We start from the raw sequence: 25,752 nt of genomic DNA, 5'->3' as shown, positions 1-25,752 counted from the left end.
AAGCGCTGGACCCCGCCGGTCCCGCGCCGGTAGACCCGTGTCGCATGGACGATCTCGTGAAGGCACTGACCGAGCAGGCGCGACGGCTCGTGGCCGACCGCTTTCCGCAGGCGCGGGGCGCCGTGCTGGGCGGGTCCGCGGCCCGGGGCACGGCGCGCGGGACCAGCGATCTGGACGTGGCGGTCCTGCTGCCCGACGGCGCACCGGCGCGGCGCGAGGTGATCCGGCACGAGGGGCGGCTCGCGGAGCTGTTCCTGCACGCGGGCCCGGACCTGGAGCGGTTCTTCGAGGAGGACCGGGCCGTGCGGCGCGGGACGGTCCTGTTCCTCTACGACGAGGGCGTCGTGCTGGCCGATCCGCACGGCGAGGTCGCCCGGATGAGGGAACGTGCCGGCCAGGTCCTCGCGGCGGGCCCGCTGCCGCTCACCGAGGCCCAGCGCGAGCGCTCCCGCTATGTGCTGACCTGCTGGCTCGACGACCTGTACGACACTCCGCGCGAGGCCCGCTCCGAGCAGCTGGCGGTCGCCGACGCCGCGCTGCGGGAAACAGCACATCTGCTGACCGCGTGGCACAACGCCTGGACGGGGATCGGGCGTTGGCTGCCGCGTCGGCTGCTCACGGCGGACCCGGAGCGCGGCGGGGCGCTGCTCGCGGGGCACCGCGCGGTCGCCGAGACGGGTGACCCCGGCCCGTTGGCCGAGGCGGCGCGGGCGGTGCTCGAACTGGTCGGCGGGGAGCTGCGGGAGGGGTACGTGGAGGGGCGGCGATGAACCCCCAAGGGCGGCGCCGAGTCCGTCAGAGGCCTCGTACGACCGCGAGGGACTCGTCGACCGCCGCCGGGATGTCGGTGACCGGGAAACGGGCGTGGCGGACGACGCGGTCGCGGTCCACGACGAGGACGGCGCGCTTGAGGCGCAGGGCCTGGCCGGCGCGGAACACGGGCAGGCGCAGGGCCGCGGCGAGGCGCAGGTCGACGTCCGAGAGGAGGGTGAACGGGATGCCCTCCTCGACCGCGAACACCCGTTGTTCGTCCGGGCGTTGGGTGCTCACGCCGCGCACCTCGGCCCCGGCCGCGCGGAACTCCTCGTAGCGGTCCCGGAAGAGGCGGTTCTCCAGGGTGCAGCCGACCGTGCCGGGGATGTCGCCCCAGCCGTCCGGGAGGGGGCTCGGGCGGCCGGTCGCGGGGTAGCAGAACAGGACGGTGGCGGCGGCGCCGGGCGCGAGCGGGTCGAGCGGTGCGCCGTCGCGGTGGCCCGGCAGTTCCAGGACGGGCAGCTCCTCCCCCACCAGGGACGCGACGCGCCGCGCCTGCTCGCTCTCCTCGTCGGCGGTGCCGCTGAGCGAGCCGTCGCCGAAGACCCAGCGGTCGGCCCAGTCCTGCATCGACAGCAGCACGGGCAGCAGGCCGCGTCCGCTGCCGGTCAGCCGGTACTCGTAGCGGACGGGGCCGCTCTGATAGGGGATCTTCTCCAGGACGTCGGCGTCGACGAGCTGGGCGAGGCGTTCGGCGAGGACCTTGCGGGAGATGCCCAACTCCTCCTGGAGGGCGTCGAAGCGGTGGTGCCCGCGGGCGGTCTCGCGGACCAGGAGCAGGCTCCACCAGTCGCCGACGACGGCGGCGGCCTGCGCGATCGCGCACGCGGCGTCCCGCTCGGGCACCGACCTGACCATGACCCCCGCTCACCCTTCCTTCCTTCGCCCGTGACGCCCGTGACGCTCGTCCCGCCCGTCGCGTTCGCTCCGTTCGCCGGAACCATCTTGCGCCATGCAGTGAGTTCCCGATAGGAACTAACCCTAACGAGTGAGTTCCCAAAAGGAACCCACGCACGCACACACTCACAAGTGAACCCACGGGGGATGCACCGCATGAGCGAGGCGAAGACCGAGCAGGCCACGAAGCCGGAGGACAGAGCCGGGGCGGACGCCCCGAGCCCGGCCCCGCCGACCACCCCTCCCCCGGCCTCATCGGCGGGCACCTTCTGGCGCTACTGGACCGCCGCCACCATCAGCAACGGCGGCACCGCCGTCACCGCGCTCGCGCTGCCGCTGGTCGCCCTCACCGTGCTGCACGTCTCGGCCTTCGAGGCGGCGCTGCTGGCCGCCGCCGGACAGGTCTCCTGGCTGCTGCTCAGCCTCCCGGCGGGCGTGATCGCCCAGCGGGTCCCGCTGCGCCGCCTCCAGGTCGCCCTCGACCTCGTACGGTTCGTGGCCCTCGGATCGCTGCCGCTCGCCTGGTGGCTCGACCACCTGACGTACGCGCACCTGCTGGGCGCGGCGCTGGTCACGGGCGCGGCGACCGTGCTGTTCGACATCGGCAACTCGACGTTCCTGCCCGCCGTCGTGCCCACCGAGCAGCTCGCCGCGCGCAACAGCCTGATGTCCGGCACCCACGCCGTCACCGACACCGGCGGCCCGTCCATCGGCGGCCTCCTCGTGCAGGCCACCGGTCCGGTGGGGGCGCTCGTCGTGGACGCGGGCAGCTACCTGGCCTCGGCCGTCCTGCTGCGCACCCTGCCCGAGCGCAGGCCCGTCGCCCCGCCGCCGGGCGCGGGCGCGCTGCGCCTCATGCGCGAGGGCCTGCGGTACGTGCTGCGGCACCCGGTGATGGGCCCCTGCATGTTCTGGGCGACGGCCGCGAACTTCCTCAACGCGGCCCTCCTCGCACTCACCCCGCTCTACCTGGTGCGCGAGGCCGGGCTCAACTCCGCCCAGCTCGGCCTGGTCCTCGCCATGGACGGCGTCGGGGCGCTCGCCGGCTCCGCGGTCGCCGTACGGGTGACCCGGCGCCTGGGCACCGCGCGCGGCGTCATCGTGGCCGACCTCGCGGGCGGCGCGCTGCTGCTCCTCGCCCCGCTGACCACGTCGGCGTCCAGCGCCTTCTGGTTCGGGCTCGCCATGGCGGGCTTCTCCTTCGGCAGCGCGATCGGCTCCATCACCACCCGCACCTACCGCCAGACCCAGTCCCCGCCCGAGCTGCTCTCCCGGGTCATGGCCACGGTCCGCTTCGTCTCCTGGGGCGCCCTGCCGCTCGGCGCCCTCACCGCGGGCCTGCTCGCCACGCTGGCGGGCACGCACGCGGCCCTGTGGGCGGTCTGCGCGGCGGCCCTGCTCCCCGGCCTCTACCTGCTCGCCAGCCCGGTGGGCCGCCACCGCGACCTGGCCTGATCCCGCCGGGTCCGGGGCCCACCCGGGCCCCGGACATGAAGAAGCCCCCTCCGGAATCCGGAGGGGGCTTCACCCAACCTGTGGCGGCGCCAGGATTCGAACCTGGGAAGGCTGAGCCGGCAGATTTACAGCGGGCTCCGTCCCGCCTCTCTCACCTGCCACTTTGCCCACCAGCCCCGCACCTGGGGGACACCTGGGGGATTTACGGGCGAGACAGGTTCGCCCCAAGACGTCAGACAAGCATGCGCATCTGCTCATCCTGACCGGCGCCGCGGGGCGCCGGCGCACCCCAAGTAGGCACACGCCCGTTTCGACGGCTGGCGTTGTAGATCCCCCTAACAACCTGGTCCACACCCGCTTGGACGGTGCACCCGGTGGTCGCTCGGAATCCCCGCCCCTTACCGAGGATCAGTGAAGGTCCGCCCTCGTACTGCGCCAGCTTCTTCCTGAGAGAGCCCTCGCTGATGGCCGGACAGTCATTGATGAATGAGGCGATCCCCAAAAGTACCTGGGCATTGACGCCATCCGGGGCATGCCCCCATGCATCGGTAACCAGTTGCAGCACAGTCTCCAACGTCCGCCCGGGGCGAGGCGAAGATCGGTAAATGGCCGTCAGGGCAGAAACAGCCGCAATACTGTTCCCCTTGGAGTCAGAAACCTTCCAGCCGAACTTTTCGGCAATTCGAGTGATTTCCAGAGATTCTGGACGCCCTGCCGTAACCTCAGCCAAGAACTTGTACAGGGGAAGAACACGGCGATTATCGTTGAGCCCCAAGAATAGCTCTGCCTCTTCCGCCAGACTGAGGCCATGAAATACCTTCATCCTGACCTTAACGGCCCCGCGTCCCGCCATCTTGCAAAGCGCCCCTCGATTCTGCCCGTCAACCCAGATGAAAGTCCCATCCTCACGGGCTGAAACCTGCGGGATACCAAGACGCCTCTCGTCGAAGCCTTCCTTAAACTTTCGCGCCACCCAACTTTTGTCGACAGGCCGCGTATTCACCCTAGGGTCCGTACCGACAACATCAGGGGCCAGCAACTCAATCTGCGAAGCAACAACAACACTAACCATGGGGAGACTCCAATTCTTTCAGGAGGAGCCCCAAGCTCCTCCTGGTACCTTTGATTTCTCGCTCGATAAAGGATCGGTCAGCATCCGGAATGCATCCGGGGAGCCCGATCAGAAGCCCTTCAACGCCACCTGAAACCTGACTCAGCCCTCGCTTGAATTCCTCCAACCGCCCCTTGCGCATGCTTGGGTGCATCGACCTGCGCAACGACTTCGGCGCTGGCCCGCCACCTACCGCCCCACATGACTGCTCCAAGGCATCGAAGAGCTGCTTTACGCGCGCTTCGCTATCGCGCACACCTCGCCCTTCGGCCAGCACGTTAAGCATGAGCGAAAGCGCCTCCCTCGCGCGGCTGGCTTCCGGCATGAGATTCAGCTCCCCCTCTTTACACTTCTCGATTGTCAAATTGACGCACCGAAGTGTCTCAGAGGTCAGGCCAATCGCCTCGGCCACGATAGACAAAGGCGAAAAAGTCCGTCGCGGAACATCAGAAGGGCTCGGAAGTTCCGCGAGCCGCGACGCCAAATTAACCTTCTCTCGCGGCGCCATCGGGAGCGCACATTCCTGGGATGCGGGATCCATGGCATGATCCCCAAGCTCGCGGCGCGCCTCAGCGACATCCGCAGGAAAGAAGACGCGGATAGTCGAGCCGAGGCGCAACTGTCGATACGCCCTAACTCGCCGCTCTCCGCTGATGATCTCGAAATTGGCGGGGTTGACGATCGGAGGGACCCGCATCCCCACTCGACCCATTGAGTGTTTGAGTTCACCGATCGGAGTCACAGACTCGCGCACCGGATACTTAGTCTGAATATCACGAATCGGGATTGTCGTAGCCTGCAAAATCGCTCCCAGGTCTCCACAAGCGAGCCCCACTCGCCTGCGACGGGAGGTTATGCATCACACCGCGTATTTGGCAAAAAAGCGCCACCCAGGCGTTGAAAGCGGTACTAGGATTGCGACATTCGGAGACGTCGAAAAAAAGACAAAAAGATGCTACGCGGAGGCCCTCGGCTACTCCCCCAGAGCCTTCAGATGGTTCGCAAAGTCTTCGGTCAGGCTCGTCAGAACGGTCTGCCCCTTCTCCGCTGTGGCGTACGACGGGAATCCGATGACACCCGTCTCGGTGTACGCCTTCATGCCGTGCGTCAGCAGGAACGGGCGCTCGCCACCGTCGTGGTCCGCGTTCTCGTAGCCCTCACGCACCAACTCCGGTTCCGCGTGGAGCAGGATGGACGTCTCGATCTCCCCCGCGTGCATGTCGTCGTGGGCGTTGGACACGAGGCCGGCGCGCTCGCGGGCACGGTTCCACTCGCGCCCCTGCGGGAAGAGCGTCATCCGCGGCTCGGTGAGGTTCGCCTCCTGGACGATGTTCGACAGCACGTAGTTGCCACCGTGGGCGTTGATGAGCACCAGCTTGCGGATGCCCTGGGCTTCGAGCGAGTCGGCGATGTCGGTGACCATCGCGTGAAGCGTCCGGGCGCTGACGCTGACCGTGCCGGCCCACGTGCCGTGCTCGTGGCTGCACGCGATCGTCACGGGCGGGAGCTGGAGAACGGGGTAGGCCGCGGCGACTTCGCGGGCGATGATGCACGCGATGGCCGTGTCTGTGATGAGCGGCAGGTAGGCGCCGTGCTGCTCGTAGGAACCGATCGGGAGGACGGCGACTCGGGGCTCCTGTTCCTGAACGTCAGTGGTGGTGATCGTGGGAAGCAGGTTCACGGCTCTCCTTCAACTGGTCAGTTCCCCTTCATACTGCCCACGGCCCGGTTCAGCTCCGCAATCTCCACGAGCTTCCGGAAGGGTTCCAGGTGCGTTTGCAGTCGGGTCAGCTCTGCCAAGATCCGAGCTGACCCTGTGGCCTGGGCGATGCTCACGGCCTGCGTGGCCGCATTGACCGCGCCTTCCAGGTCTTCGGCCTGGGCGTACGCCGTGGCCAGCCTCGCAAGGCAAAGTCCACGGTCGCGCTGCTGATGGGCCGGCCACCGCGTGAGGCTCTCCTCAAGTGTTTTCACCGCACCCTCGGGGCGATTGAGCGCGATGGCGCAGTTGGCCGCTTCCATGTCGATATAGGCGACGGAGACGTACGGCGCGAGGCCGTCATCGTCGTCAGGCTCCCGGGAAGCCATGGCCCGAGCCTGATCGAGCGCCCGGGCAGTCTCGACCTCATTTCCGAGTGCGGCGTGGGCATTCGCTCGCGCCCGTAAAGCGACGGCTTCGATCTGGCTCGGGATCCTGCCGGAGAAGTTCAGCGCGCCGTTGATCAGGCCGTGCGCGTAGCCAGCACGCCCGGCCTCCGTCGCGATGTTCGCGCGTCGATGCATGACGTACGCCAACAGCGTTGGATCATCAAGTTCGTACGCGTAGTCGAGAGCCCTGTTCGTCCACAGCATCGCTTCCCGTGAGTCCCCGGAGTCCTGGTAGAGCCAGCCCAGGAACTCCGCGTAGCGCAGTCCCACACGGAGAACCTCGCTCCTCGCTGGGCCGCCGGCGTCCGCACAGAGCTGCTCGATTAGTGGAACCTGGCTCTGGACGGCGGGGACGAGGAACCGCGGGCCGACGAGCGGCTCGGCTTGAGCGTGCTGTACAAACACCGACTTGAGATAGCCGAGGACTTCCGGCGAAGCCGTGGGCGCAGGCCCCTTCGGGCTCGGCAACTTCGGTAGCGCGTCGAGCTGGGAGGGCGCCGACTCCAGGACGAAGCCGAGCCGCTGCCGGGTCTCCTCGTACACCTCACAGAAGAGCGTCTGGTACTCCGGGCCCGGCACCCTGCGCCCGTTCTCAAACATGGACACCTGGGTCTTGAGGCTGGACCGCGAGGGCAGTTCGATTCCGAGCCGCGCGGCCGTGTCCTCCATCGCGTCCATCAGCTCAGCCTGCGACCACCCACGAGCGATGCGCGCGGCCTGCAACTCGGTCTTCATCGCGTTCCCAACGTCAGCGGTGCAGCGGAATCCCATGATTGTCCAACAGCGTCGCTGACGTGGGGAGTTAACAGGTAACACGGGAGCCCTGTTAACCCCTGTCCACTGTCAACGGGCGCGAGATCGGGCCTACTGGTTCTCGTCAGCGCGACCGGGCTGAGCCGCCTCCAACCGCTCCACCCGGCCGCGAAGCTCAGAGAGCTGGGAGGTGACATGTTCGAGTTGGCGCAGGACTTCGGAGAGATTCCCGCCCTGGTCCAGGTGACCAGCGACAGGCACAGCCTGCTTCGGGTCTCGGGCGTAGTTGCCTCGCCCGGTGGTCGTCAGGAGCCCCTCACTCCGAAGGACTCCGAGCGCCTTCTGCACGGTGGTCGGCGAGATATCGAAGCGGCTCGCCAGATCCCTCACCGACCCGACCTTGTGGCCGGGCTTGATGACTCCGTCCCTGATCTCACGCCGCAGGGTCTCGGCTGCCTGCTCGTAGGGCTGTCTGGGGTCGTCCTCAGCGATCGTCACGCCATCGAGCGTACCCACTAGCACGACCTAGCACGTTCTCTGCGCGCAGACCTCTTGCGCGATGTCACGTACTAGTACATGCTGTTACGTGCCAGCAGGAAGCCCGAAGGGGCCGATCCGCTGCATGCACTGCTGCTTGACCTGCGCGAACAGCGCCCGGATGCACGGCCCGGAGCATGCGCTGCATCAACTCAACAGAGTGCCGACCCAGCCGCATGAACAGGTGCGGTCGATGGGTGCGGGTCACCATCCCGACCGCCCATGTCGGGCCGGGTGACCTGCCCTGATCCGTCCTTCGGGGCGGTGACGGCATCGCGTGATCTGACATCCGCAGCACCTTCGGCGGCTTCGGCCTCCGCGTACCTCAACCCTTCCGCCGTGTTTGTCGCGGCGGCCGGTTGCCTCCGCTGCTCGTCTCGTACGAGCGGCGCCGAGGGGAGCCGGATTCACCGACTTCAACGGCGTGCGGCCCCGGTGCTCGAACACCGGGGCCGCTGTTCGGGCCGTTGCCACCTGCTAGGGAGAACACGACCCATGAACCACATCGTCACTGTTCAGGACGCTGTTACCGCGTTCGCCGACTTCATGGAGCCCACCGGCGCGGAGCTGGACGCCATCGAGCGCGAGCTGCCCGTCATCCGTGCGGAGCTGGAGCTGCTCGACGCGCAGGTCGCCGTCATCGACCGCACCGCGAACGAGCTGGACGAGCGCCGCATCCGCCGGGCCCGCCGGCGCGTGCTCGCCGCCCACCGCGACCAGCTCAACGGCACCACCGTGCAGACGGGCGGTGCCGCATGAACACCGTCTCTGCCTCGAAGCGCTGGACCGCCAACGGCCTGCACGTCATGAGCTGGCTGACGCTGGCGCTGACGGCGGCCCTGGTCCTGCGGCACGACCCGCTCTGGTGGCTGGCCCTCATCGCGAGCGGCCTGTTCGCCTGCTCCGGCGCCGCCCTCGAAATGCAGCCGGTACAGGACGAGGCGGACGACGAGGGCGACACCGAGGACGAGGAGTTCGAGTCGTTCCTGTGGGAGCACGGCGACCTGCGCGACCGGCGGGAGGGCGAGCGATGACCAGCCAAGCCCCCGTCGAGCAGCGCACTCGGTTGACGAAGACTCAGCTCGTCGTGCTGAGTGCGGCGTTCGTGCCGATGCTGGCTACCGGCGTGTTCGGTGGTGTCGGTACCTACTCCAACATCAGCGGCGCCTACGGCAAGGGGACCGCGCTCGGGGCCGTCGCCGCGGGCGAGGGCGCCACCGCCGTGCTCGCGCTCGTGCTGCTTGGGCTGACCATGCTGGGCCAGGCGTCCCCCCGCATCATCCGGCTCGGTCTGTGGGCCCTGCCGGCCGCCGCTTCCGCGATGGCCGCGATGGCGGCCGCCGACCCCGGCACGACCGTCATCTACGCCATCACCCCGATGGGCATGTGCGTGTCCGCCGAGGGCATGGCGTTCCTCGCCCGCCGCATCGCGGTCCACACCGAGGGCCGGGACGCGGAAGGTGAGCGGCGGGCGGTCGAGGTCGTCCAGCGGCTCGCCTACCACCGGGCCCGCGCCGCCAACCACCCCGACGAGAAGACGCGCAAGCGGTCGGATCGGACATCGTGGCGGCTGGCCCGCAAGGTCGGAACCGGCGACGCTGCGCTCGGATCGAGGCTGCTCGATGTGCAGCGCGAGCGCGTCACGATCGGGGCCGACACTGCTCTCGGGTCGATGTTCAGTATCGACTCCGCCGACGCTCCGGACGCCGGACCTGCCGGTGGAACGAATGCGGATGAATCCGTCCAGGTCATGAGGATTCGGTCTACCTCTGACCTGCCCGAATCGACTCCGTCGCCGATCACTGCGAACCGGCCCGAGCTGCCCCGACCGGTCCAGGTCGGCTTCCTGAAGTCGACCCTGCCGGACAAGCCGCTCCCGGCGATCGAGTCGGTCCCCGCCCCGGCGAAGGTCGACCGTGCGGTGCCTGCCGAGTCGAGTCGGCCGCGCCGCGCGACGGGCCGTGTGCCGGAGGCCGCCCGGTCGCCCAAGCCGAAGCGCACGCCGAAGGAGCTGCTCAAAGAGGCCCGCAAGGCGACCAAGGAATGGCCGGACAAGAAGCTGACGGCGGAGGGCATCCGGCGCGCGGTGCACACCTCGCCCGCGAACGCCCGGATGCTGCGCGAGACGCTGCGTGCCGAGCGTGCCGCCGGCTCCGGTGAGGCGGTGGCCTGATGGGGACCGCGTACAGCAAGTGCTACGACCCGACCGGCGTCCGGTACGGGATACCGACCTACCCGTGGCGCTACGCCCCCGACGGGCTGGCCACGCGCCGGCAGCTCCGCGAACGCGGTCTGCGGCCGGGTGGTCAGCCTGTCTGCGCTCAGCTCATGCTCCGCCACCGGGGCCGCCGCTCCGGGGCGATGGTCGCCTACCTCTACCGGCTCGACCTGGCCAAGCCGGTGCGGCCGATGACGTCGCGCAAGTGGGGTGCGCTCGCGCTGGCGATGCTGGCCCGCCGCACCTGCCCCGTCTGCTCGGTCACCTACGACTACTGCCTGCCGACGTCGCTCGGCATGTGCCTGATCTGCAACGACTCCCAGGAACAGCGCGCCGCCTGAACAAGGCACGCACACTGCGTGCCCTCGCGCCCGGCATCCGGGCTCACTCTTCTCGGCACGGGCCCGATCGCTCACCTCTCACAGCAGCCGATCGGGCCCGCGTCCCTCACACCCTGAAGCGGAGGAATCCCCAGTGAAGCACCCCGACGACGACCCCGAGCTGTTCGCCCGACTCGAAGCCGAGATGACCGCCGACACCGACACCGAGTCGGATGGCAAGGTCGTCGACCTCGACAAGGCCCGCACCGCCCGCGCCGAATCCGCGAGCAAGGCCGCCCCCGACGAGGAGCCGGCCGACCCCGAGTCGACCGTGATGGTCGACGCCCCGGCCAAGGCCACCGGCCCCGGTTACCTGGGCCGACTGATGGGCGCCAAGCGCCGTGAGGTCGTCCCCGTCTGGCTGCGCTCGCTCGACGAGCTGAAGACCGCCACCGGCTGGGTGACCAGGCACTACATGCACGCGGCCGGGTATCACGCGCTGCGCTCCCCGGTCTACGCCCTGCGGCTGGCCCTGAACGCCCCTGCCGGGGCCGCGAAGTTCGTCGGCTCGACGATGCGGTGGGTCGCCGACCGCGAGGGCGAGCCCGTCCGGCTCGCCGCCGTGCGCCGTGAGGACGCCGCCGAGTACCTGAAGCTGTCCCGGCAGCGCGACGGGCGCGTGAAGATGCGCACCCTGATCACGGTGCTCGCCATGTTCGTCGGCCTGATGACCGCCCTGGCGATGTACGTGCTGGCTCCTCTGTGGCTTCAGGCTGTTTCGGTGTCGGCGTTGGTCATGGCGCTCGGGTTCAACGGCCGCAAGGCGGATGACCCGGTCATCACCCGCGCGGTCGAGATGCCCAAGGCGACCAAGCTGACCAGCGACATCGTGCTCCGCGCGCTCGGTGCGCTGGGCATCCCGGCCATCAATGCCGCGCAGGCCAAGGGGCGGGACGGGTTCGAGTTCACCGCCCCGATCACCCGCGACGGCCCCGGCTGGCGTGCCGAGGGCAACCTGCCCTACGGCGTCACAGTCACCGACGTCATCGAGCGGCGCGAGAAGCTCGCCTCCGGTCTGCGCCGGCCGCTCGGCTGCGTGTGGCCCGAGGCCGTCGTCGACGAGCACACCGGCCGACTCGTGCTCTGGGTCGGGGACCAGGACATGTCCAAGGCGAAGAAGCCCGCGTGGCCGCTGGCCAAGTCCGGCACGGTCGACCTGTACAAGCCGGTTCCGTACGGCACTGATCAGCGCGGACGCTGGGTCGACCTCACGCTGATGTACGTCGCCGGCGTCATCGGCGCCATCCCGCGCATGGGCAAGACGTTCCTCCTGCGGCTGTGGCTGCTCATCGCCGCGCTCGACCCGCGCGCCGAGCTGCACACCTACGACATGAAGGGCACCGGCGACCTCGACCCCGTCGGCAACGCCGTCTCCCACCGCCACGCCGCCGGGGACGACGACGAGTCGATTCTCTACGTGCTCAACGACTTCCGCGCCCTGCGCGAGGAGCTGCGCCGCCGCACCAAGGCGATCCGCTCGCTGCCCCGCGACATCTGCCCGGAGTCCAAGGTGACCAGCGAACTTTCCTCCAAGAAGTCGCTCGGGCTGCACCCGATCGTCGTCGGCGTGGACGAGTGCCAGGTGCTGTTCGAGCACCCTGAGCACGGCAAGGAGTTCGAGGAGCACGCGACCGACCTGGTCAAGCGCGGCCCGGCCACCGGGATCGTGCTGCTGCTCGCCACCCAGCGCCCGGACGCGAAGTCGCTGCCGACCGGCATCAGCGCGAACGCCTCGCTGCGCGCCTGCCTGAAGGTCATGGGTCAGACCGAGAACGACATGGTGCTCGGCACGTCCTCGTACAAGCGCGGCGTGCGCGCGACGATGTTCGCCTGGGGCGACAAGGGCATTCACTACCTGATCGGCGAGGGTTCCGACGCCCGGATCGTCGGCTCTGTGTTCGTCGATGCCCCCAGTGCCGAGCGGATCGCCGCCCGGGCCCGCGCCGCCCGCGAGAAGGCCGGCCTGCTGTCCGGCTACGCGCTCGGGGAGGAGCCCGAGACGGCCGCGGCGGCGTACGACCTGCTCGCCGACGTCCTCGCCGTCGTCCCCGTCAAGGAGACCAAGGTCTGGTCCGAGACCGTCGTGGCCCGGCTCGCCGAGCTGCGCCCCGACGTCTACGACGGCTGGACCCCGGAGACGTTCTCCGCCGCGCTCAAGCCGCGCGGCATCTCCACCATCCAAGTGGGCCGCCGCATCGACGGCAAGGTCGTCAACCGGCGCGGCATCGACCGTTCCCACATCACCTCCACGATCGCGGAGCGTGACGGAAAGCGGGACGCTTCCTGACCGCTGGGAGCCGCTAGCGCTAGCACCGCACCCCGCTAGCGTTAGCGGCTCCTGTAGCGGCCCGAACCCCATCTGATCAGGCCGCTAGTGGATAGCGGCCCACCTGCGAAAACCCCTGGAAACCGCCTGGGAGGGCCCGTCATGACCCCCACCCTGCTCGCTATCACCTTCGCGCTCACTGTCACGCTCTGCTACGTCGGCTTGTGCGCGACGGTCCCGTTCCGTGACTGCCGGCGCTGCGGCGGCATGGGCTACGCCACCAAGGTCAACCGCCGAGGACAGGTCAAGCGCGGCAAGGACTGCCGCCGCTGCAAGGCCACCGGCAAGCGGATACGCACCGGCCGCCACCTCTACAACGTCTGGTCCGGCATCCACCGCGACGGCACCCGCTGATGCGCGCTTTGTTCCGCGCCGCGCTCGCCGGGATCGCGCTCGCCCTGCTACTGACCTCCTGCCCCCGCGCGGGCGCCATCCCCGAGCTGGCGCCCGCGCCCAACTCCCCGAAGGGAGCCTCGACATGGCCGTGAGCATCTCGCTCGTCCTGCTCTTCGGGCTGATCCTCGCCCTGCTCCTGCGCGCCAACAAGGGCTACGGCACCGCCGCCGTGGCCGCCCTGTTCGGCTTCTACCTCGCCGACTCCGGCGCCGCCGGCCCCATCTCCCAACTCACCACCGCCGTCATCGACGCCATCCAGGCCATGTGAGGAGCACCCCATGCCCCAGCACCCGACGCTCGGCGCGATGAGCGAGACCGCGGCCGCTGACGAGGCCCGCCGCATCATCGACGACGCCTACCGCCCCGCCCCCACCGCGTACCGCGACGACACCCCTGTGCCGCACTTCGGCACCACACCGCCCGTCGCTCAGCCCGGCCGGCCGCCCATGAGTCAGGGCGCCACCGACGCGAGCGTGCTCATGCTCGCCGGCGGCGGCGCCACGTCCATGGTCGGCCTGACCACTGCCGTGCTCATGTACGCGTCGCAGTACGCCGACCCGGTCGTCTGCGCCATCGTCTTCGGCGCCCCGATCGCCCTCGTGCTCGCGGTCGCCCGCCTCGCCAAAAAGGCCAAGCCCGCGCCCGAGATCCACCAGCACTACACCGGCCACGTCGACCAGCGCGCCACCACGGTCAACACCCGCAAGACCGTCGTCAAGCGCAACCGCATCCACCGCTGATGAGGAGCCGCATGAACGCCCGCCGCATCACCGTCGGCCTGAGCACGGCCGCCCTCGCGCTCGGACTGCTGACCGGCTGCAGCCTGCCCGAGGGCCCCGCCGGCGTCGTCGTCGCCAAGCCCTACCGCACGTTCCCGGCCTCCAAGGCCCGCCCCTACTTCCTGACCGTCCGCACCCCCGACGGCGAACAGAAGTCGTTCCAGGTCCACGTGAAGAACTACAGGCGCTGCGACGTCAACGAGAACTACCCGGCCTGCACCCGCACCTAGCTACGCCAAGGGCGGCCCCCGTCTCGCCAAAGTCCGGGGCCGCCCTTGTCCACCAGCCACCAACTGACCTGTGGAGGTCTCCCAGCATGACGCAACCCACCGACATTCGGCGAGACGGCGACCAACCGCTCTTGCTCGACCTCTACTCGTGCTCCGGCGGCGCCGGCATGGGCTACGCCCGCGCCGGGTTCTGCGTCCACGGCTGCGACAAGGCCGACCGGCCCAACTACCCCTTCGCCTGGCACCGGGGTGACGCCCTGGAGTACCTCGCCCACCTCATCGACACGGGCGAGATCGAGCGGTACGCGGCCGTGCACGCGTCCCCGCCCTGCCAGGCCAAGAACACGTTGACCGTGGGTACGAACCGCTCTCGCGGGTGGGGCGGCCAGCACGTCGACCTCGTGGCGCCCACCCGCGCCCTGCTCGACCGGACCGGCCTGCCGTACGTCATCGAACAGCCCAACGGACAGGCCGAGATCCGCAAGGATCTGACCCTGTGCGGCGAGATGTTCGGACTCGGAGTCATCCGCCACCGCAACTTCGAACTGGGCGGCTGGACCGCCCCGCAACCGGCCCACGTGCCGCACCGGGGCCGCGTACGCGGCTACCGGCACGGCAAGTTCTACGAGGGCCCTTACGTCGCCGCGTACGGCAACGGCGGCGGCAAGCCCTCTGTCTCCGAGCTTCAGGCCGCCCTCGGCATCGACTGGACCAGCGTGCGCGAGGAACTGACCGAGGCCATCCCACCCGCGTACAGCGAGTACATCGGCCATGCCTTCCTCGCCTCCCGCGCGCTGGGGGTGGCGGCATGAACGACCTCCTGAGTACTGCGCTCGCCGTCGCCGCCGACGGTCTGCCCGTGCTGCCGCTGCGCCGGGGGAAGGTGCCGTTCGGGAACTGCCCGGCGTGCACGCGAAACCGGTGCGGCGGCCGGCCGAACATGAAGACCCCCGGCCCCTGCACCTGCCCGCAGCCCTGCCACGGCTGGGCCGCCGCCACCACCGACCCGGACGTCATCGCCTCCCCGGCCTGGGCCCGGGAGTGGCGGGATGCGGCGGCCGTGGCCTACCACCCCGGCGGCGCCGGGCTCACCGTCGTCGACCTCGACACCGAGTCCGCAGTCACCTGGGCCCGTACCAACCTGCCGCCCACCCGGACCGTGCCCAGCACGCGCGGCGAGCACTGGATCTACCAGGGCGCCATGCGCTCCGTGAACGGCGTGCGCGAAGGCGTCGACATCAAGTCGTCGATGTCCTACGCGCGCTGGCTCGGGCACGGCACCGGCACCCTGACGCCACTGCCCCACGCTGTGCGAGACCTGCCCCCGCGGGCGCCCGCGCCGGTTCGCCCAGCGCACGTCGTCGCCGCGTCCGTGCCGGGCGGGGCGGGCGTCTGCCGTCACCGCACGCCCGCATTCCTCGACCGTGGCATCGCGATGGCGGAGCAGCGCATCACCGAGGCGTCCAGCGGCATCCACGCGGCCGTCTACAGCACGTTCCTGGCCGTGCTCTCCGCGCACGGCCGGTGCGGCTGCCTCACCGGCGCGCACGTCGCCCGGCTGTTCACGGCCGCCCAGGCCAAGGGTGAATCGCCGCGGCACTGCACGGACGCGTGGACCAACGCCCGCAACAGGCTGGGGATCTGAGCATGTCCGAGGACGACAAGACACCCGCGCGGCAGGTCATCACCGAGTACGCGCAAGCCCACTTCCGCTACTTCCGCACCGCCGACGGCACCGTCTACGCCCAGCAGAACGGCGCTCCCATCGCGCGTCCGATCCGCTCTCAGGGCACGACGGGCAGCCACCGCCAGGAACTCATGGTCGGCCTGTTCGACGCAGGCCACGGCGCATTCAGCGGCACCGCCCTCAAGGAGGCACTCGACATGATCGAAGCACTGGCCATGCGCGAGCCGGTCGAGCGCGTACACATCCGCGTCGCCCCCGGCTTCGACGGCGCCACCTGGCTGGACCTGGGCCGCAACGACGGCCAGTCCGTCCGCATCCACCCGGGCGGCTGGGACGTCACCGTCCCCGACCCGCACGAGGTGCGCTGGCGCCGCACCCAGCTCACCGGCGAACTGCCCCTGCCGGCCAAGGACACCCAGGGCAAGGGCATCGACAAGCTGCTGAGCCTGTGCAACTTCGCCGACGCCGCGACCGAGTCCCTCGTGGTCGCGTGGCTGATCGGCTGCCTCAGCCCCTGGGCCCCGGTACCTGCGCCGTTCCTCACCGGCCCCCAGGGCGCGGGCAAGTCCACGGCCGGCCGCATGCTCACCCGCATCATCGAGGGCATGGCCGGCGACCTGCGCAGGGCGCCGAAGGACGAGGAGAACCTGATCGCGGCCGTCGCCGCAGGATGGGTCACCGCGCTCGACAACCTCTCCTACCTGACCCCCGACATGTCGGACGCCATGTGCTGCATCGTCACCGGGGCCGAGACCGTCAAGCGCGCCCTCTACACCGACGGCGACGTCTCCATCGCCCGCTACCGCCGCCCCCTGCTCATGACCGGCATCGACGTCGGCGTCATCCGCCCCGACCTCGCCGAACGCCTCCTCCCTCTCCGCCTGGAGCGGCCCCGGGTGCGGCGCACCGAGACGGAGCTGTGGACGGAGTACGCCGAGGCCCTGCCCGTCGTGCTCGGCTCCCTGCTCGACCTCACCGTCAAGGTGCGCGCCGCTCAGGCCGAGATTCCCACCGATCTGCGGATGGCGGACTTCGCGCACCTGTGCGCACAGCTCGACACCGCGACCGGCCTCGGATCCCTCAGCGCGTACCGGGCGAGCCTGGACGAACTCAACGACGACGTCATCGAGGGCGACCTCCTCGCCCAGACCGTCCTGCAGCACGCCACCGGCATGGAGCCGGGGACCGATCAGCGGATGACGTCGACGGAGTGGCGGGACTGCCTCACGCACCTCTACAGCGGCGAGGACTGCCGTCCCCTGCCCAAGGGGTGGCCCACCACCGGCAAGGTCCTCTCCGACCGCCTCAAGCGCCTCCAGCCCACCCTCGCCGCCCGAGGCGTCCTCATCGACTGGGGCCGCACCAAGACCGCCCGCTACATCGAGATCACCCGCGCCAAGCCGGCCGAGGAAGCCCCGCGCACCCCGCTCTTCTGACCCGGCCGGCCCTCAGTCGGTACAAGCAAGAAGAGCACCCCGCGCCGCTCGCTGGACGGCCGCTCACGGACGCCAGGACGACCGCCCGGGGTGCTCTTCTTGCTGTTTCGGCGGCATCGCCGCCCTGCTCAAGTCGCGCCGCGAAGCGGCCCCTTCTTCACTCCCTGACCGACAGACAAAAGATCACTTCACCTCTCTCTTGTCCTAAGTAGAGAGAAAGTGCGTCACCAGCGACACCAGAGGCCGGAAACCCGTCGCCACCTGCCAGAACAGGGGTGACGCAACCCCGGAAACCTGGGTCATCACGCGTCACCAGCGTCACCCCCAGGACCACTCTCAGGTGACACACCCGGTGACGGTCCGCGGAACCTGCCGTCACTCAAAACCGCAGGTCACACCCGGTCGCGAACGCAGATGACGCGATGACGCAGAAATCCCCGCTTAGGAAACTCGCGCCCCGAAGGAGCTAGACCGTGGTCCGCCCGCAAATGCTCAAGCTCCCCGAAGTCCTCGACGAAATCGGCATGAGCCGCGCCGCCTTCTACCGCATGCGCGCCCGTGGCCAAGCCCCCCGCCTCCGCAAGCTCCCCAACGGCCAGGTCCGCGTCAGCCGCGCCGACCTCGACGCGTGGTGGGAGAGCTGCACAGAGCAGGCCGCCTGACCGCGCTGACAACTGGGCCCGCCCCGGACGGGGCGGGCCCTTCCCTTTCTGGAGAGCAATGCCCCTCACCTACGACGTCCGCATCTACAGCATCGAGACCCGCCGCGATCGCCCCAAGCCCTACCGCGTCCGCTGGCTGGTCGGCACGCAGAAGCACTCCAAGAGCTACACCGTCAAAGCTCAGGCAGATGGGCGCCGTTCAGAGCTGATGACCGCGCTCCGCAAAGGGGAACAGTTCGACGTTGAGACCGGGCTCCCCAACTCTGAACTCCGCGCCCAGCAGGGGTCCGTGACCTGGTACGAGCACACACGGGCCTACGTGGAGCGCCGATGGGAGACCCTCCCCGCGAAATCGCGCCGCAACGACGCCGACGCACTCGCGACCATCACGCCAGCCCTCGTGAAGACCACCGTCGGCCAACCCTCCCCCAAGTTGCTCCGCACCGCTCTGTATGGCTGGGCGTACAACAAGAGCCGCTGGGAGGCGGAGCACCCGGACGACATCGCGAACGCCCTGCGCTGGCTGGAGAAGAACTCCCTCCCGGTCTCCGCATTGGAGGATCCGGCCACCCTCCGCAAGGCTCTCGATGCCCTCTCGACGCTCCTGAACGGCAAGCCCGCCGCCGGCCGCACGGCCCGCCGAAAGCGGGCGTGCCTAAGCGACGTTCTCGGGCTCGCTGTCGAGCGGCGGTACTTCAGCGTGCCGGTCAACCCGCTGTCCACGGTGAAGTGGTCGGCCCCGAAGTCCGTGGAAGAGGTGGACCCGGCGAGCGTGGCCAACCCTCGGCAGGTGCGTGCGTTGCTCGAAGGGGTACGCGCGCAGGGCGACCGCGGAACCCACCTCGAAGCCTTCTTCGGCTGCCTGTACTACGCGGCCATGCGCCCCGCAGAGGCCGTCGGGCTCACTTCCTCGCAGTGCCACCTGCCCGCGAACGGCTGGGGCAGGCTCACGCTGCGCGGCGGGATCGTCCACGCCGGCCGGGACTGGACGGATGACGGGCGGGCCCACCAGGAGCGTCACCTGAAGGCCCGTGCCGAGCGGGACTCGCGCGTGGTGCCCATCCCGCCGCACTTCGTCGCGATGCTGCGCGCGCACGTCGCCCGGCACGGCACAGCCCCGGACGGCCGCCTCTTCCGCACAAGTCGCGGCGGTGTGATCCAGGACACGGGATACGGGGAGGTCTGGGAGCGAGCCCGAGAGGCCGCCCTGACGCCAGAGGAGGCCCTGTCCCCGCTCGCCCGGCGCCCGTATGACCTTCGATGCGCGGGGGTGTCCTTCTGGCTCTTCTCCGGCGTTGACCCGATGGAGGTCTCGCGCCGAGCTGGCCACTCCGTGGCCGTGCTGCTCCGGGTCTACGCCAAGGTTCTGGCCCAGGCGCAGGAGCGCGCGAACCGCCAGATCGAGGCTGGCCTGCGGGAATGGGACGGCGATGGCCCATCCCCCGGGGGACGCCTGGGGGACACGCGCTGATCAGGCTTGGGTGACACCCGAGACCAGGTGAGACAAACTCCGCGTTTCGACCATCACCCGAACGAGCGTGTTCGGGCAAAAAGAAACCCCCTCTGGACTGCGTTTCAGCAGTTCAGAGGGGGTTCCCCCAAGTGTGGCGGCGCCAGGATTCGAACCTGGGAAGGCTGAGCCGGCAGATTTACAGTCTGCTCCCTTTGGCCGCTCGGGCACACCGCCTTGGGTTCACTGCCGTGGACCCCGCTTTTCGGCGGTGCTCCCTGGCAACGACGTAAACAATACCTGATGTACGGGGGTGCTTCGCCACCCGATTGATCGTCGGTCGTACCCGGGGCGGTGGCTAGGCTTTGTACCGGCGCGGAGCCCCGGTGCGCGCCCCGACCGGAGCGCGGCCGGTTCCCCGGTCCCGCCGCCGATCAGTTCCCCGATACCCCGATACAAGGAGCCACAGGACATGGCCGACTCCAGTTTCGACATCGTCTCGAAGGTCGAGCGGCAGGAGGTCGACAACGCCCTCAACCAGGCCGGCAAGGAAATCTCGCAGCGCTACGACTTCAAGAACGTGGGCGCGTCCATCTCCTGGTCCGGCGAGAAGATCCTGATGGAGGCCAACTCCGAGGAGCGGGTCAAGGCCATCCTCGACGTCTTCCAGTCCAAGCTGATCAAGCGCGGCATCTCGCTGAAGTCGCTCGACGCCGGTGAGCCGCAGCTGTCCGGCAAGGAGTACAAGATCTTCGCCTCCGTCGAGGAGGGCATCTCCCAGGAGAACGCCAAGAAGGTCGCCAAGATCATCCGCGACGAGGGCCCCAAGGGCGTCAAGGCTCAGGTGCAGGGCGAGGAGCTGCGGGTCAGCTCCAAGAGCCGCGACGACCTGCAGGCCGTGCAGGCGCTGCTCAAGGGCCAGGACTTCGACTTCGCCATTCAGTTCGTGAACTACCGGTAGGCACCGGGTCCATGAGCACGAGCAGGGGCGGTACACCTCGGGTGAGGTGTACCGCCCCTGCTCGTGTCGCTCAGCGGCGGGCGCGGGAGTCGCCGAAGAAGATGCGGTAGGCGATCAGCAGGACCAGGGCGCCGCCGATCGCGGAGACCCAGGTCGCGGTGTCGAAGAACTGGGTGGAGATCGGCCGGTCGAGCCACCGGGCCGATATCCAGCCGCCGATGAAGGATCCCGCGACGCCGATCAGCGTCGTGCCGACGAGGCCGCCCGGGTCGCGGCCGGGGAGCAGGATCTTGGCCGCGAGACCCGCGAGCAGACCCAGAACGATCCAACCGATGATGCCCATGCCGTGTGACGCCCCTCTGGAGTGCGGTGTGAACTGCCTGTTCACCCCTGCCCCGAAGGACGTGGAAAACTCCCTCCGCGGTTGCGGATCAGCGGGAGGCGAAGGGCATGTCCGTGCGCACGATCTCGCGGCCCAGAGGCATCAACGACACCGGGATCATCTTGAAGTTGGCGATGCCGAACGGGATGCCGATGATCGTGAGGCACAGGGCCAGGCCGGTGAAGATGTGCGCGAGCGCCAGCCACCAGCCCGCGAGGACCAGCCACAGCACGTTCCCGACGCACGAGGGGGCGCCGGCGTCGCGCCGCTCCACCGTCGTGTACCCGAAGGGCCACAGGGCGTAGACGCCGATTCTGAAGGCGGCCAGGCCGAAGGGGATGCCGATGATCGTGATGCACAGGAGGAGTCCGGCGCCCAGGTAGCCGAGGAACAGCCAGAAGCCGCTCAGGACCAGCCAGATCACGTTCAGGATCGTCTTCACCGCTGTGGACCTGCCATCTGCTCGAGTCGGGCGATGCGCTCCGCCATCGGCGGGTGCGTGGAGAACATCTTCGACATTCCCTGCCCGGGACGGAAGGGATTCGCGATCATCATGTGGCTCGCCGTCTCGATGCGCGGCTCGGGCGGCAGCGGCAGCTGCTTGGTGCCGGCGTCGAGCTTGCGCAGCGCACTGGCCAGGGCCAGCGGGTCGCCCGTCAGCTGGGCGCCCGAGGCGTCGGCCTCGTACTCGCGCGAGCGGCTGATGGCGAGCTGGATGAGGGACGCGGCGATCGGGCCCAGGATCATGATCAGGAGCATCCCGAAGAGACCGGGGCCCTCGTCGTCGTTCGAACGGCCCACGGGGATCAGCCACGCGAAGTTCACCAGGAACATGATCACGGAGGCGAGGGCGCCGGCCACCGACGAGATCAGGATGTCCCGGTTGTAGACATGGCTGAGCTCGTGGCCGATGACGCCGCGCAGCTCCCGCTCGTCCAGGATGCGCAGGATCCCCTCCGTGCAGCACACCGCCGCGTTCCTCGGATTGCGGCCGGTCGCGAACGCGTTCGGCGCCTCGGTCGGGGAGATGTACAGGCGCGGCATGGGCTGGCGGGCCTGGGTGGAGAGCTCGCGGACCATCCGGTAGAGCCCGGGGGCCTCGAACTCGCTGACGGGGCGCGCCCGCATCGCGCGCAGGGCCAGCTTGTCGCTGTTCCAGTACGCGTACGCGTTCGTCCCGATCGCCACGACGAGTCCGACGATGAGTCCCGTCCGGCCGAAGAAGCTGCCGATGACGAGGATGAGGGCGGAGAGCCCCCCGAGGAGTACGGCGGTCCTCAGCCCGTTGTGCCGGCGGTGCACGGTACGTCCTCCTGAATGGTGCGGCAGGGGAACCCACTGCTTGCTTGTCTGCTGCTTCCACTGGGCCCGCGGGCCGGTGCGGCCCTGTCGTGCCTGTCACGGTCCAGTGGACCCTCCCGTACCGGTCAACGCCAGACGAGAGGGGTGAGTTCCCTTGTGCGCGCCGGGGACGCGTGTGGGCCGTACGGGTCAGCGCTGCCCGGGGACCAGGCCGGCGAGCTCGAGCGCCTGGGGGTCGGCCTTGATCTCGCTGGTGCAGTGCGCGCAGCGGGTGGCGACGCCGGGGATCTGGCTGAAGCAGCGCGGGCAGTCGCGCAGGGCGGCCTTGATGTCGACCGGCTTGCCGCGGTCCATGCGGGCCTGGAGCTTCATCATCGGGACGACGACCAGGAAGTAGAGCACGGCCGCCGTGATGAAGAAGGCGATGGCGGCGCTCACGAACTTGCCGTACGGGAAGTTCGTGCCGTCGACGACGAAGTGCGCCTTGTCGAAGTCGCCGGTGGAGCGGGTGGCGAGGCCGATGAGGGGCGCGATGAACGCCGTGCTGAAGCCGGTGACGACCGCGGTGAAGGCGGAACCGACGGCGAGGCCGATGGCCATCGACACGATGTTCCCGCGCAGGATGAAGTCCTTGAAGCCGGTCAGCACGGCGTCTCTCCTTGGTGTGGCGTTCCGGGGATGTGCGGCACTGAAGGCGTGCCGCTACGAGGGTGCCTAGAACAGGCCCGTCGAAGCAAAACGCAGGACCAGCTGGGGCGCTCCGGAGAGGGCGACGCCGATGACGGCGGTGACGGCGATCGCGACGGTGAGCGGGGCCGAGCCCCGGTGCTGCGGCGCCGTCTCGCCCTCAGGGGCGCGGAACAGGGCCGCGGTCCACTGAAGGTAGTAGTAGAGCGCCACGACGACGTTCACGGCCATGACGACGGCGAGCCAGCCGAGGCCGGCGTCGACGGCCGCCGAGAAGACGGTGACCTTCGCGAAGAGGCCGATGACGCCCGGCGGCAGTCCGGCCAGGCACAGCAGGAAGAAGCCCAGGACGAGCGCGGCGAGCGGGCGCGAGGCGTACAGGCCGCGGTAGTCCGAGAGGCGGTTCAGGGGCCGGGTGCGGGCCACGAGGGCGGCCACGGCGAAGGCGCCGAGGTTCACGGCCGCGTACATGAGGGCGTAGGCGAGCGTGGAGCCGATCGACTTCTGGGGGTCGTCGGAGTAGGCGGCCGCGGCGATCGGCACCAGGAGGTAGCCGGCCTGGCCGACGGACGACCAGGCGAGCAGGCGGACGGCGCTGTACGCGCGCGTGGCCTGCTGGCGCAGCGCGGCGACGTTGCCGACCGTCATGGTGAGGGCGGCGAGCGCGGCGAGGGCCGGGCCCCACACGTCGGCGTACGAGGGGAACGCGACGACGGTGACGAGGATGAGGCCGGTGAAGCCGACGGCCTTGCCGATGACGGACAGGTAGGCGGCGACCGGCAGCGGTGCGCCTACGTAGGTGTCGGGCACCCAGAAGTGGAACGGTACGGCGGCGGTCTTGAAGGCGAACCCCACGAGGGTGAGGGCGACGCCCGCCTGGGCGAGCGTGTCGAGCTGCCCGTCCACGTGGGTGAGTTGGGTGGCGATCCGTGTGAGGTGCAGGCTGCCGGTGCTCGCGTAGACGAAGCTGACGCCGAGCAGGGTGACGGCGGTCGCCGTGACGGAGGAGAGGAAGAACTTCAGGGCGGCGTCCGCGGAGCGCCGCTCGCCGTGCTTGAGGCCGACGAGGGCGAAGGCGGGCAGCGAGGCCACTTCGAGGGCGACGACGAGGGTGGCGAGGTCGCGGGAGGCGGGCAGGAGGGCGGCGCCGGCGGCGGAGGACAGCAGCAGGAACCAGAACTCGCCGTCGGGCAGCGGTTCGCCGGTCCTGCGCGCGTCCTTCAGGGTGTTGATCGACAGCAGGGCCGTGACCAGGGCGCCCGCGAGGACGAGGAACTGGACGACCAGGGTGAACCGGTCGGCCGTGTAACTACAGGCCTCGTAGCCCGCGCCCTTGAGGCAGAACGTGGAGCGGTCGTCCCCGAGGATCGGCAGGAGCGTGAGCGCGGCGGCGGCGAGCCCGGCTACGGAGATCCAGCCCAGGACCCGCTTGTGGCGTTCGGCGACGAACAGGTCGGCGACCAGCACGATCAGGCCGACGATCGCCGTGAGGGTGGGCGGCGCGATCGCGAGCCAGTCGACGGACTGGACGAAAGAGGCCACGGAGGGCGCGGCGACGGCGGTCACTTGAGGCCTCCAGCGAGGAGCTTCTGCACGGCCGGGTCGGTGAGGCCGAGCAGCGCGGCGGGCCACAGGCCCGCGAGGACGGTGAGGGCGGCGAGCGGGGTCCAGGCGGCGAACTCGTAGCCGTGCACGTCGGCGAGGGCCGGGGTCTCGTGGTCGCGCGGGCCCATGCAGACGCGGCGGACCACGATCAGCATGTACGCGGCGGTGAGCAGGGTGCCGAACGCGGCGATCGACATGAACACGAGGAACGCCGGGCGGCTGAGCCCGTCGGCCGGCCGGAACGCGCCGAACAGGGCGAGCATCTCGCCCCAGAATCCGGCGAGTCCGGGCAGTCCGAGCGAGGCGACGGCGGCGAACGCGAGGAGGCCGCCGAGGCGCGGGGCCCGGCCGTAGAGGGCCATGCCGCCCTGCTCGGCGAGGGTGTCGAGGTCGCTGGTGCCGGCCCGGTCCTTGAGCGCGCCGACGAGGAAGAACAGGAGGCCGGTGATGAGGCCGTGGGCGATGTTGGCGAACAGGGCGCCGTTCACCCCGGTCGGGCTCATCGTCGCGATGCCGAGCAGGACGAAGCCCATGTGGCCGACGGAGGAGTACGCGATGAGGCGCTTGAGGTCGCCCCGCACGCCCTGCTTGGCCAGGTTCAGGCAAGCCAGGGATCCGTAGACGATGCCGATGACGGCGAGCGCGGCGAGGTACGGCGCGAAGGTCCGCATCCCGTCGGGCGCGACGGGCAGCAGGATCCGGACGAACCCGTACGTGCCCATCTTCAGCAGGACGCCGGCGAGGAGGACCGAGCCGACGGTCGGGGCGGCGGTGTGGGCGTCCGGGAGCCAACTGTGCAGCGGCCACATCGGGGTCTTCACGGCGAGCCCGATCCCGATCGCCAGAACGGCGATGACCTGCACGGACGTGCTCAGGCCCCGGCCGTTGTCAGTGGCGAGTGCCACCATGTCGAATGTGCCCGCCGTCACACCGATGAGGAGGAGCCCGAGAAGCATCACGACCGAGCCGAGCAGGGTGAAGAGGATGAACTTCCAGGCGGCCGCCTGCCGTCCGGCACCGCCCCAGCGCGCGATGAGGAAGTACATCGGGATGAGGACCATCTCGAACGCGAGGAAGAACAGGATGAGGTCGAGCACGGCGAAGGTCGCCAGCGTGCCCGCTTCCAGAACGAGGACGAGCGCGACGAACGCCTTCGGGGAGGGCCCGGCAGGCATCTTGAAGTAGGAGTACAGCGCGCACAGGAAGGTGAGCAGCGCCGTGAGCACCAGAAGGGGGAGGGAGATGCCGTCGACACCGAGGTGGATCCGGATGTCGAGCGCCGGGATCCAGCTGATGTCCGTCGTGGCCTGCATCTTCGACGGGTGGTCGTGGTCGAAGCCGAGCGCGAGGACGATCGCGGCGACGAGGATCACGCCGGTCACGGTCACGCCGTGGCGGAGCACGGCCTGGTCGGGGGACTTCCCCTTCAGCCCGGGCGGGGCCGGGAGAAGAGCGGCGACCGCGCCGAGGAGCGGGCCGACGACGATCAGTGCGAGAAGAAGCTGCATCACGGATTCGCTGATATCGATCACGGCTG

General features: G+C 69.6%; 30 protein-coding genes and 1 tRNA gene. 18 read left to right on the top strand and 13 right to left on the bottom strand.

Annotated features, from left to right (window positions below; all coding sequences use genetic code 11):
• Positions 1 to 44 precede the first annotated feature (44 nt).
• On the top strand, positions 45 to 770 hold the full coding sequence (locus ACIBTU_RS34770; protein ID WP_399130689.1) for a nucleotidyltransferase domain-containing protein: 726 nt from the start codon (positions 45 to 47) through the stop codon (positions 768 to 770).
• Between the two features lie 25 nt (positions 771 to 795).
• Here the strand turns inward: ACIBTU_RS34770 and ACIBTU_RS34765 are convergent, their stop codons facing one another.
• Positions 796 to 1,671 carry a winged helix-turn-helix transcriptional regulator gene (locus tag ACIBTU_RS34765; protein ID WP_399130688.1) on the bottom strand — a complete coding sequence of 292 codons (876 nt, stop codon included), beginning with the start codon at positions 1,669 to 1,671 and terminating at the stop codon, positions 796 to 798.
• Positions 1,672 to 1,866: 195 nt separating this feature from the next.
• Between ACIBTU_RS34765 and ACIBTU_RS34760 the strand changes: the two genes are divergently transcribed.
• Positions 1,867 to 3,165, top strand: a complete 1,299-nt coding sequence (locus ACIBTU_RS34760) for an MFS transporter (protein ID WP_399130687.1) — start codon at positions 1,867 to 1,869, stop codon at positions 3,163 to 3,165.
• Positions 3,166 to 3,397: 232 nt separating this feature from the next.
• Here ACIBTU_RS34760 and ACIBTU_RS34755 read toward each other — a convergent pair whose 3' ends face one another.
• The 5 genes from ACIBTU_RS34755 to ACIBTU_RS34735 form a co-directional block, all read right to left on the bottom strand.
• On the bottom strand, positions 3,398 to 4,237 hold the full coding sequence (locus tag ACIBTU_RS34755) for a DUF6551 family protein (protein ID WP_399130686.1): 840 nt from the start codon (positions 4,235 to 4,237) through the stop codon (positions 3,398 to 3,400).
• A complete protein-coding gene (locus ACIBTU_RS34750) occupies positions 4,230 to 5,078 on the bottom strand; it encodes a ParB N-terminal domain-containing protein (RefSeq protein WP_399130685.1) in 849 nt (282 codons plus the stop codon). The genes ACIBTU_RS34755 and ACIBTU_RS34750 overlap by 8 nt, the downstream gene beginning before the upstream one ends.
• Positions 5,079 to 5,249: 171 nt before the next feature.
• The gene (locus ACIBTU_RS34745) at positions 5,250 to 5,957 is read right to left on the bottom strand and encodes a creatininase family protein (RefSeq protein WP_399130684.1); all 708 of its coding nucleotides are present in this window, start codon (positions 5,955 to 5,957) and stop codon (positions 5,250 to 5,252) included.
• Positions 5,958 to 5,974: 17 nt separating this feature from the next.
• Positions 5,975 to 7,159, bottom strand: coding sequence for a hypothetical protein (locus ACIBTU_RS34740; protein ID WP_399130683.1), 1,185 nt, complete (start codon positions 7,157 to 7,159; stop codon positions 5,975 to 5,977).
• A 129-nt stretch (positions 7,160 to 7,288) separates the two neighbouring features.
• Entirely contained in the window at positions 7,289 to 7,675 is a 387-nt protein-coding gene (locus ACIBTU_RS34735; RefSeq protein WP_399130682.1) for a GntR family transcriptional regulator, read from the bottom strand.
• A 534-nt stretch (positions 7,676 to 8,209) separates the two neighbouring features.
• Between ACIBTU_RS34735 and ACIBTU_RS34730 the strand changes: the two genes are divergently transcribed.
• The 15 genes from ACIBTU_RS34730 to ACIBTU_RS34660 all read left to right on the top strand — a co-directional run bounded on the left by ACIBTU_RS34730 (position 8,210) and on the right by ACIBTU_RS34660 (position 19,299).
• The gene (locus ACIBTU_RS34730; protein ID WP_399130681.1) at positions 8,210 to 8,473 is read left to right on the top strand and encodes a DUF6284 family protein; all 264 of its coding nucleotides are present in this window, start codon (positions 8,210 to 8,212) and stop codon (positions 8,471 to 8,473) included.
• A complete protein-coding gene (locus ACIBTU_RS34725; protein ID WP_399130680.1) occupies positions 8,470 to 8,748 on the top strand; it encodes a hypothetical protein in 279 nt (92 codons plus the stop codon). Before ACIBTU_RS34730 ends, ACIBTU_RS34725 begins: the two co-directional genes overlap by 4 nt.
• Entirely contained in the window at positions 8,745 to 9,887 is a 1,143-nt protein-coding gene (locus ACIBTU_RS34720; protein ID WP_399130679.1) for a DNA-directed RNA polymerase I subunit RPA34, read from the top strand. The genes ACIBTU_RS34725 and ACIBTU_RS34720 overlap by 4 nt, the downstream gene beginning before the upstream one ends.
• A complete protein-coding gene (locus ACIBTU_RS34715) occupies positions 9,887 to 10,273 on the top strand; it encodes an RRQRL motif-containing zinc-binding protein (protein ID WP_399130678.1) in 387 nt (128 codons plus the stop codon). Before ACIBTU_RS34720 ends, ACIBTU_RS34715 begins: the two co-directional genes overlap by 1 nt.
• A 133-nt stretch (positions 10,274 to 10,406) precedes the next feature.
• Positions 10,407 to 12,599, top strand: a complete 2,193-nt coding sequence (locus ACIBTU_RS34710; RefSeq protein ID WP_399130677.1) for a cell division protein FtsK — start codon at positions 10,407 to 10,409, stop codon at positions 12,597 to 12,599.
• Positions 12,600 to 12,740: 141 nt separating this feature from the next.
• A complete protein-coding gene (locus ACIBTU_RS34705; RefSeq protein WP_399130676.1) occupies positions 12,741 to 12,992 on the top strand; it encodes a hypothetical protein in 252 nt (83 codons plus the stop codon).
• Positions 12,992 to 13,126 carry a hypothetical protein gene (locus tag ACIBTU_RS34700; RefSeq protein ID WP_399130675.1) on the top strand — a complete coding sequence of 45 codons (135 nt, stop codon included), beginning with the start codon at positions 12,992 to 12,994 and terminating at the stop codon, positions 13,124 to 13,126. The genes ACIBTU_RS34705 and ACIBTU_RS34700 overlap by 1 nt, the downstream gene beginning before the upstream one ends.
• Positions 13,117 to 13,302: a hypothetical protein gene (locus tag ACIBTU_RS34695; RefSeq protein WP_399130674.1), complete on the top strand. Its 186-nt coding sequence runs from the start codon at positions 13,117 to 13,119 to the stop codon at positions 13,300 to 13,302. Before ACIBTU_RS34700 ends, ACIBTU_RS34695 begins: the two co-directional genes overlap by 10 nt.
• Before the next feature lie 10 nt (positions 13,303 to 13,312).
• Positions 13,313 to 13,774: a hypothetical protein gene (locus ACIBTU_RS34690; protein WP_399130673.1), complete on the top strand. Its 462-nt coding sequence runs from the start codon at positions 13,313 to 13,315 to the stop codon at positions 13,772 to 13,774.
• An 11-nt stretch (positions 13,775 to 13,785) separates the two neighbouring features.
• Positions 13,786 to 14,043, top strand: a complete 258-nt coding sequence (locus tag ACIBTU_RS34685; RefSeq protein WP_399130672.1) for a hypothetical protein — start codon at positions 13,786 to 13,788, stop codon at positions 14,041 to 14,043.
• A gap of 86 nt (positions 14,044 to 14,129) precedes the next feature.
• Positions 14,130 to 14,855, top strand: a complete 726-nt coding sequence (locus tag ACIBTU_RS34680; RefSeq protein WP_399130670.1) for a DNA methylase — start codon at positions 14,130 to 14,132, stop codon at positions 14,853 to 14,855.
• The gene (locus ACIBTU_RS34675; protein WP_399130669.1) at positions 14,852 to 15,688 is read left to right on the top strand and encodes a bifunctional DNA primase/polymerase; all 837 of its coding nucleotides are present in this window, start codon (positions 14,852 to 14,854) and stop codon (positions 15,686 to 15,688) included. Before ACIBTU_RS34680 ends, ACIBTU_RS34675 begins: the two co-directional genes overlap by 4 nt.
• A gap of 2 nt (positions 15,689 to 15,690) precedes the next feature.
• On the top strand, positions 15,691 to 17,166 hold the full coding sequence (locus ACIBTU_RS34670; protein ID WP_399130668.1) for an ATP-binding protein: 1,476 nt from the start codon (positions 15,691 to 15,693) through the stop codon (positions 17,164 to 17,166).
• A 473-nt stretch (positions 17,167 to 17,639) separates the two neighbouring features.
• On the top strand, positions 17,640 to 17,828 hold the full coding sequence (locus tag ACIBTU_RS34665) for a helix-turn-helix transcriptional regulator (RefSeq protein WP_399130666.1): 189 nt from the start codon (positions 17,640 to 17,642) through the stop codon (positions 17,826 to 17,828).
• Between the two features lie 58 nt (positions 17,829 to 17,886).
• The gene (locus ACIBTU_RS34660) at positions 17,887 to 19,299 is read left to right on the top strand and encodes a tyrosine-type recombinase/integrase (RefSeq protein WP_399130665.1); all 1,413 of its coding nucleotides are present in this window, start codon (positions 17,887 to 17,889) and stop codon (positions 19,297 to 19,299) included.
• 134 nt (positions 19,300 to 19,433) lie between these two features.
• On the opposite strand, the gene ACIBTU_RS34655 is transcribed toward ACIBTU_RS34660, so the two are convergent.
• Positions 19,434 to 19,515: transfer RNA gene (locus ACIBTU_RS34655), tRNA-Tyr, on the bottom strand.
• A gap of 235 nt (positions 19,516 to 19,750) precedes the next feature.
• Between ACIBTU_RS34655 and ACIBTU_RS34650 the strand changes: the two genes are divergently transcribed.
• Positions 19,751 to 20,239, top strand: a complete 489-nt coding sequence (locus ACIBTU_RS34650; RefSeq protein WP_399130664.1) for a YajQ family cyclic di-GMP-binding protein — start codon at positions 19,751 to 19,753, stop codon at positions 20,237 to 20,239.
• A gap of 70 nt (positions 20,240 to 20,309) precedes the next feature.
• Here the strand turns inward: ACIBTU_RS34650 and ACIBTU_RS34645 are convergent, their stop codons facing one another.
• The 6 genes from ACIBTU_RS34645 to ACIBTU_RS34620 form a co-directional block, all read right to left on the bottom strand.
• Complete coding sequence (locus tag ACIBTU_RS34645) at positions 20,310 to 20,582, bottom strand: GlsB/YeaQ/YmgE family stress response membrane protein (RefSeq protein WP_399130663.1); 273 nt, start codon at positions 20,580 to 20,582, stop codon at positions 20,310 to 20,312.
• A gap of 88 nt (positions 20,583 to 20,670) precedes the next feature.
• Positions 20,671 to 21,063, bottom strand: coding sequence for a YccF domain-containing protein (locus ACIBTU_RS34640; RefSeq protein WP_399130662.1), 393 nt, complete (start codon positions 21,061 to 21,063; stop codon positions 20,671 to 20,673).
• Entirely contained in the window at positions 21,060 to 21,923 is an 864-nt protein-coding gene (gene htpX / locus ACIBTU_RS34635) for a zinc metalloprotease HtpX (RefSeq protein WP_399130661.1), read from the bottom strand. Before htpX ends, ACIBTU_RS34640 begins: the two co-directional genes overlap by 4 nt.
• Before the next feature lie 189 nt (positions 21,924 to 22,112).
• Positions 22,113 to 22,571, bottom strand: a complete 459-nt coding sequence (locus ACIBTU_RS34630) for an MscL family protein (protein ID WP_399130660.1) — start codon at positions 22,569 to 22,571, stop codon at positions 22,113 to 22,115.
• Between the two features lie 66 nt (positions 22,572 to 22,637).
• Positions 22,638 to 24,176 carry an NADH-quinone oxidoreductase subunit N gene (locus tag ACIBTU_RS34625; RefSeq protein WP_399130659.1) on the bottom strand — a complete coding sequence of 513 codons (1,539 nt, stop codon included), beginning with the start codon at positions 24,174 to 24,176 and terminating at the stop codon, positions 22,638 to 22,640.
• A complete protein-coding gene (locus ACIBTU_RS34620; RefSeq protein WP_399130658.1) occupies positions 24,173 to 25,747 on the bottom strand; it encodes a NuoM family protein in 1,575 nt (524 codons plus the stop codon). The genes ACIBTU_RS34625 and ACIBTU_RS34620 overlap by 4 nt, the downstream gene beginning before the upstream one ends.
• Between the last annotated feature and the right edge of the window lie 5 nt (positions 25,748 to 25,752).

Source organism: Streptomyces sp. NPDC050145, from assembly GCF_044460245.1.
GTDB lineage: Bacteria > Actinomycetota > Actinomycetes > Streptomycetales > Streptomycetaceae > Streptomyces.
This window is presented reverse-complemented; position numbering and strand designations above follow the sequence as displayed.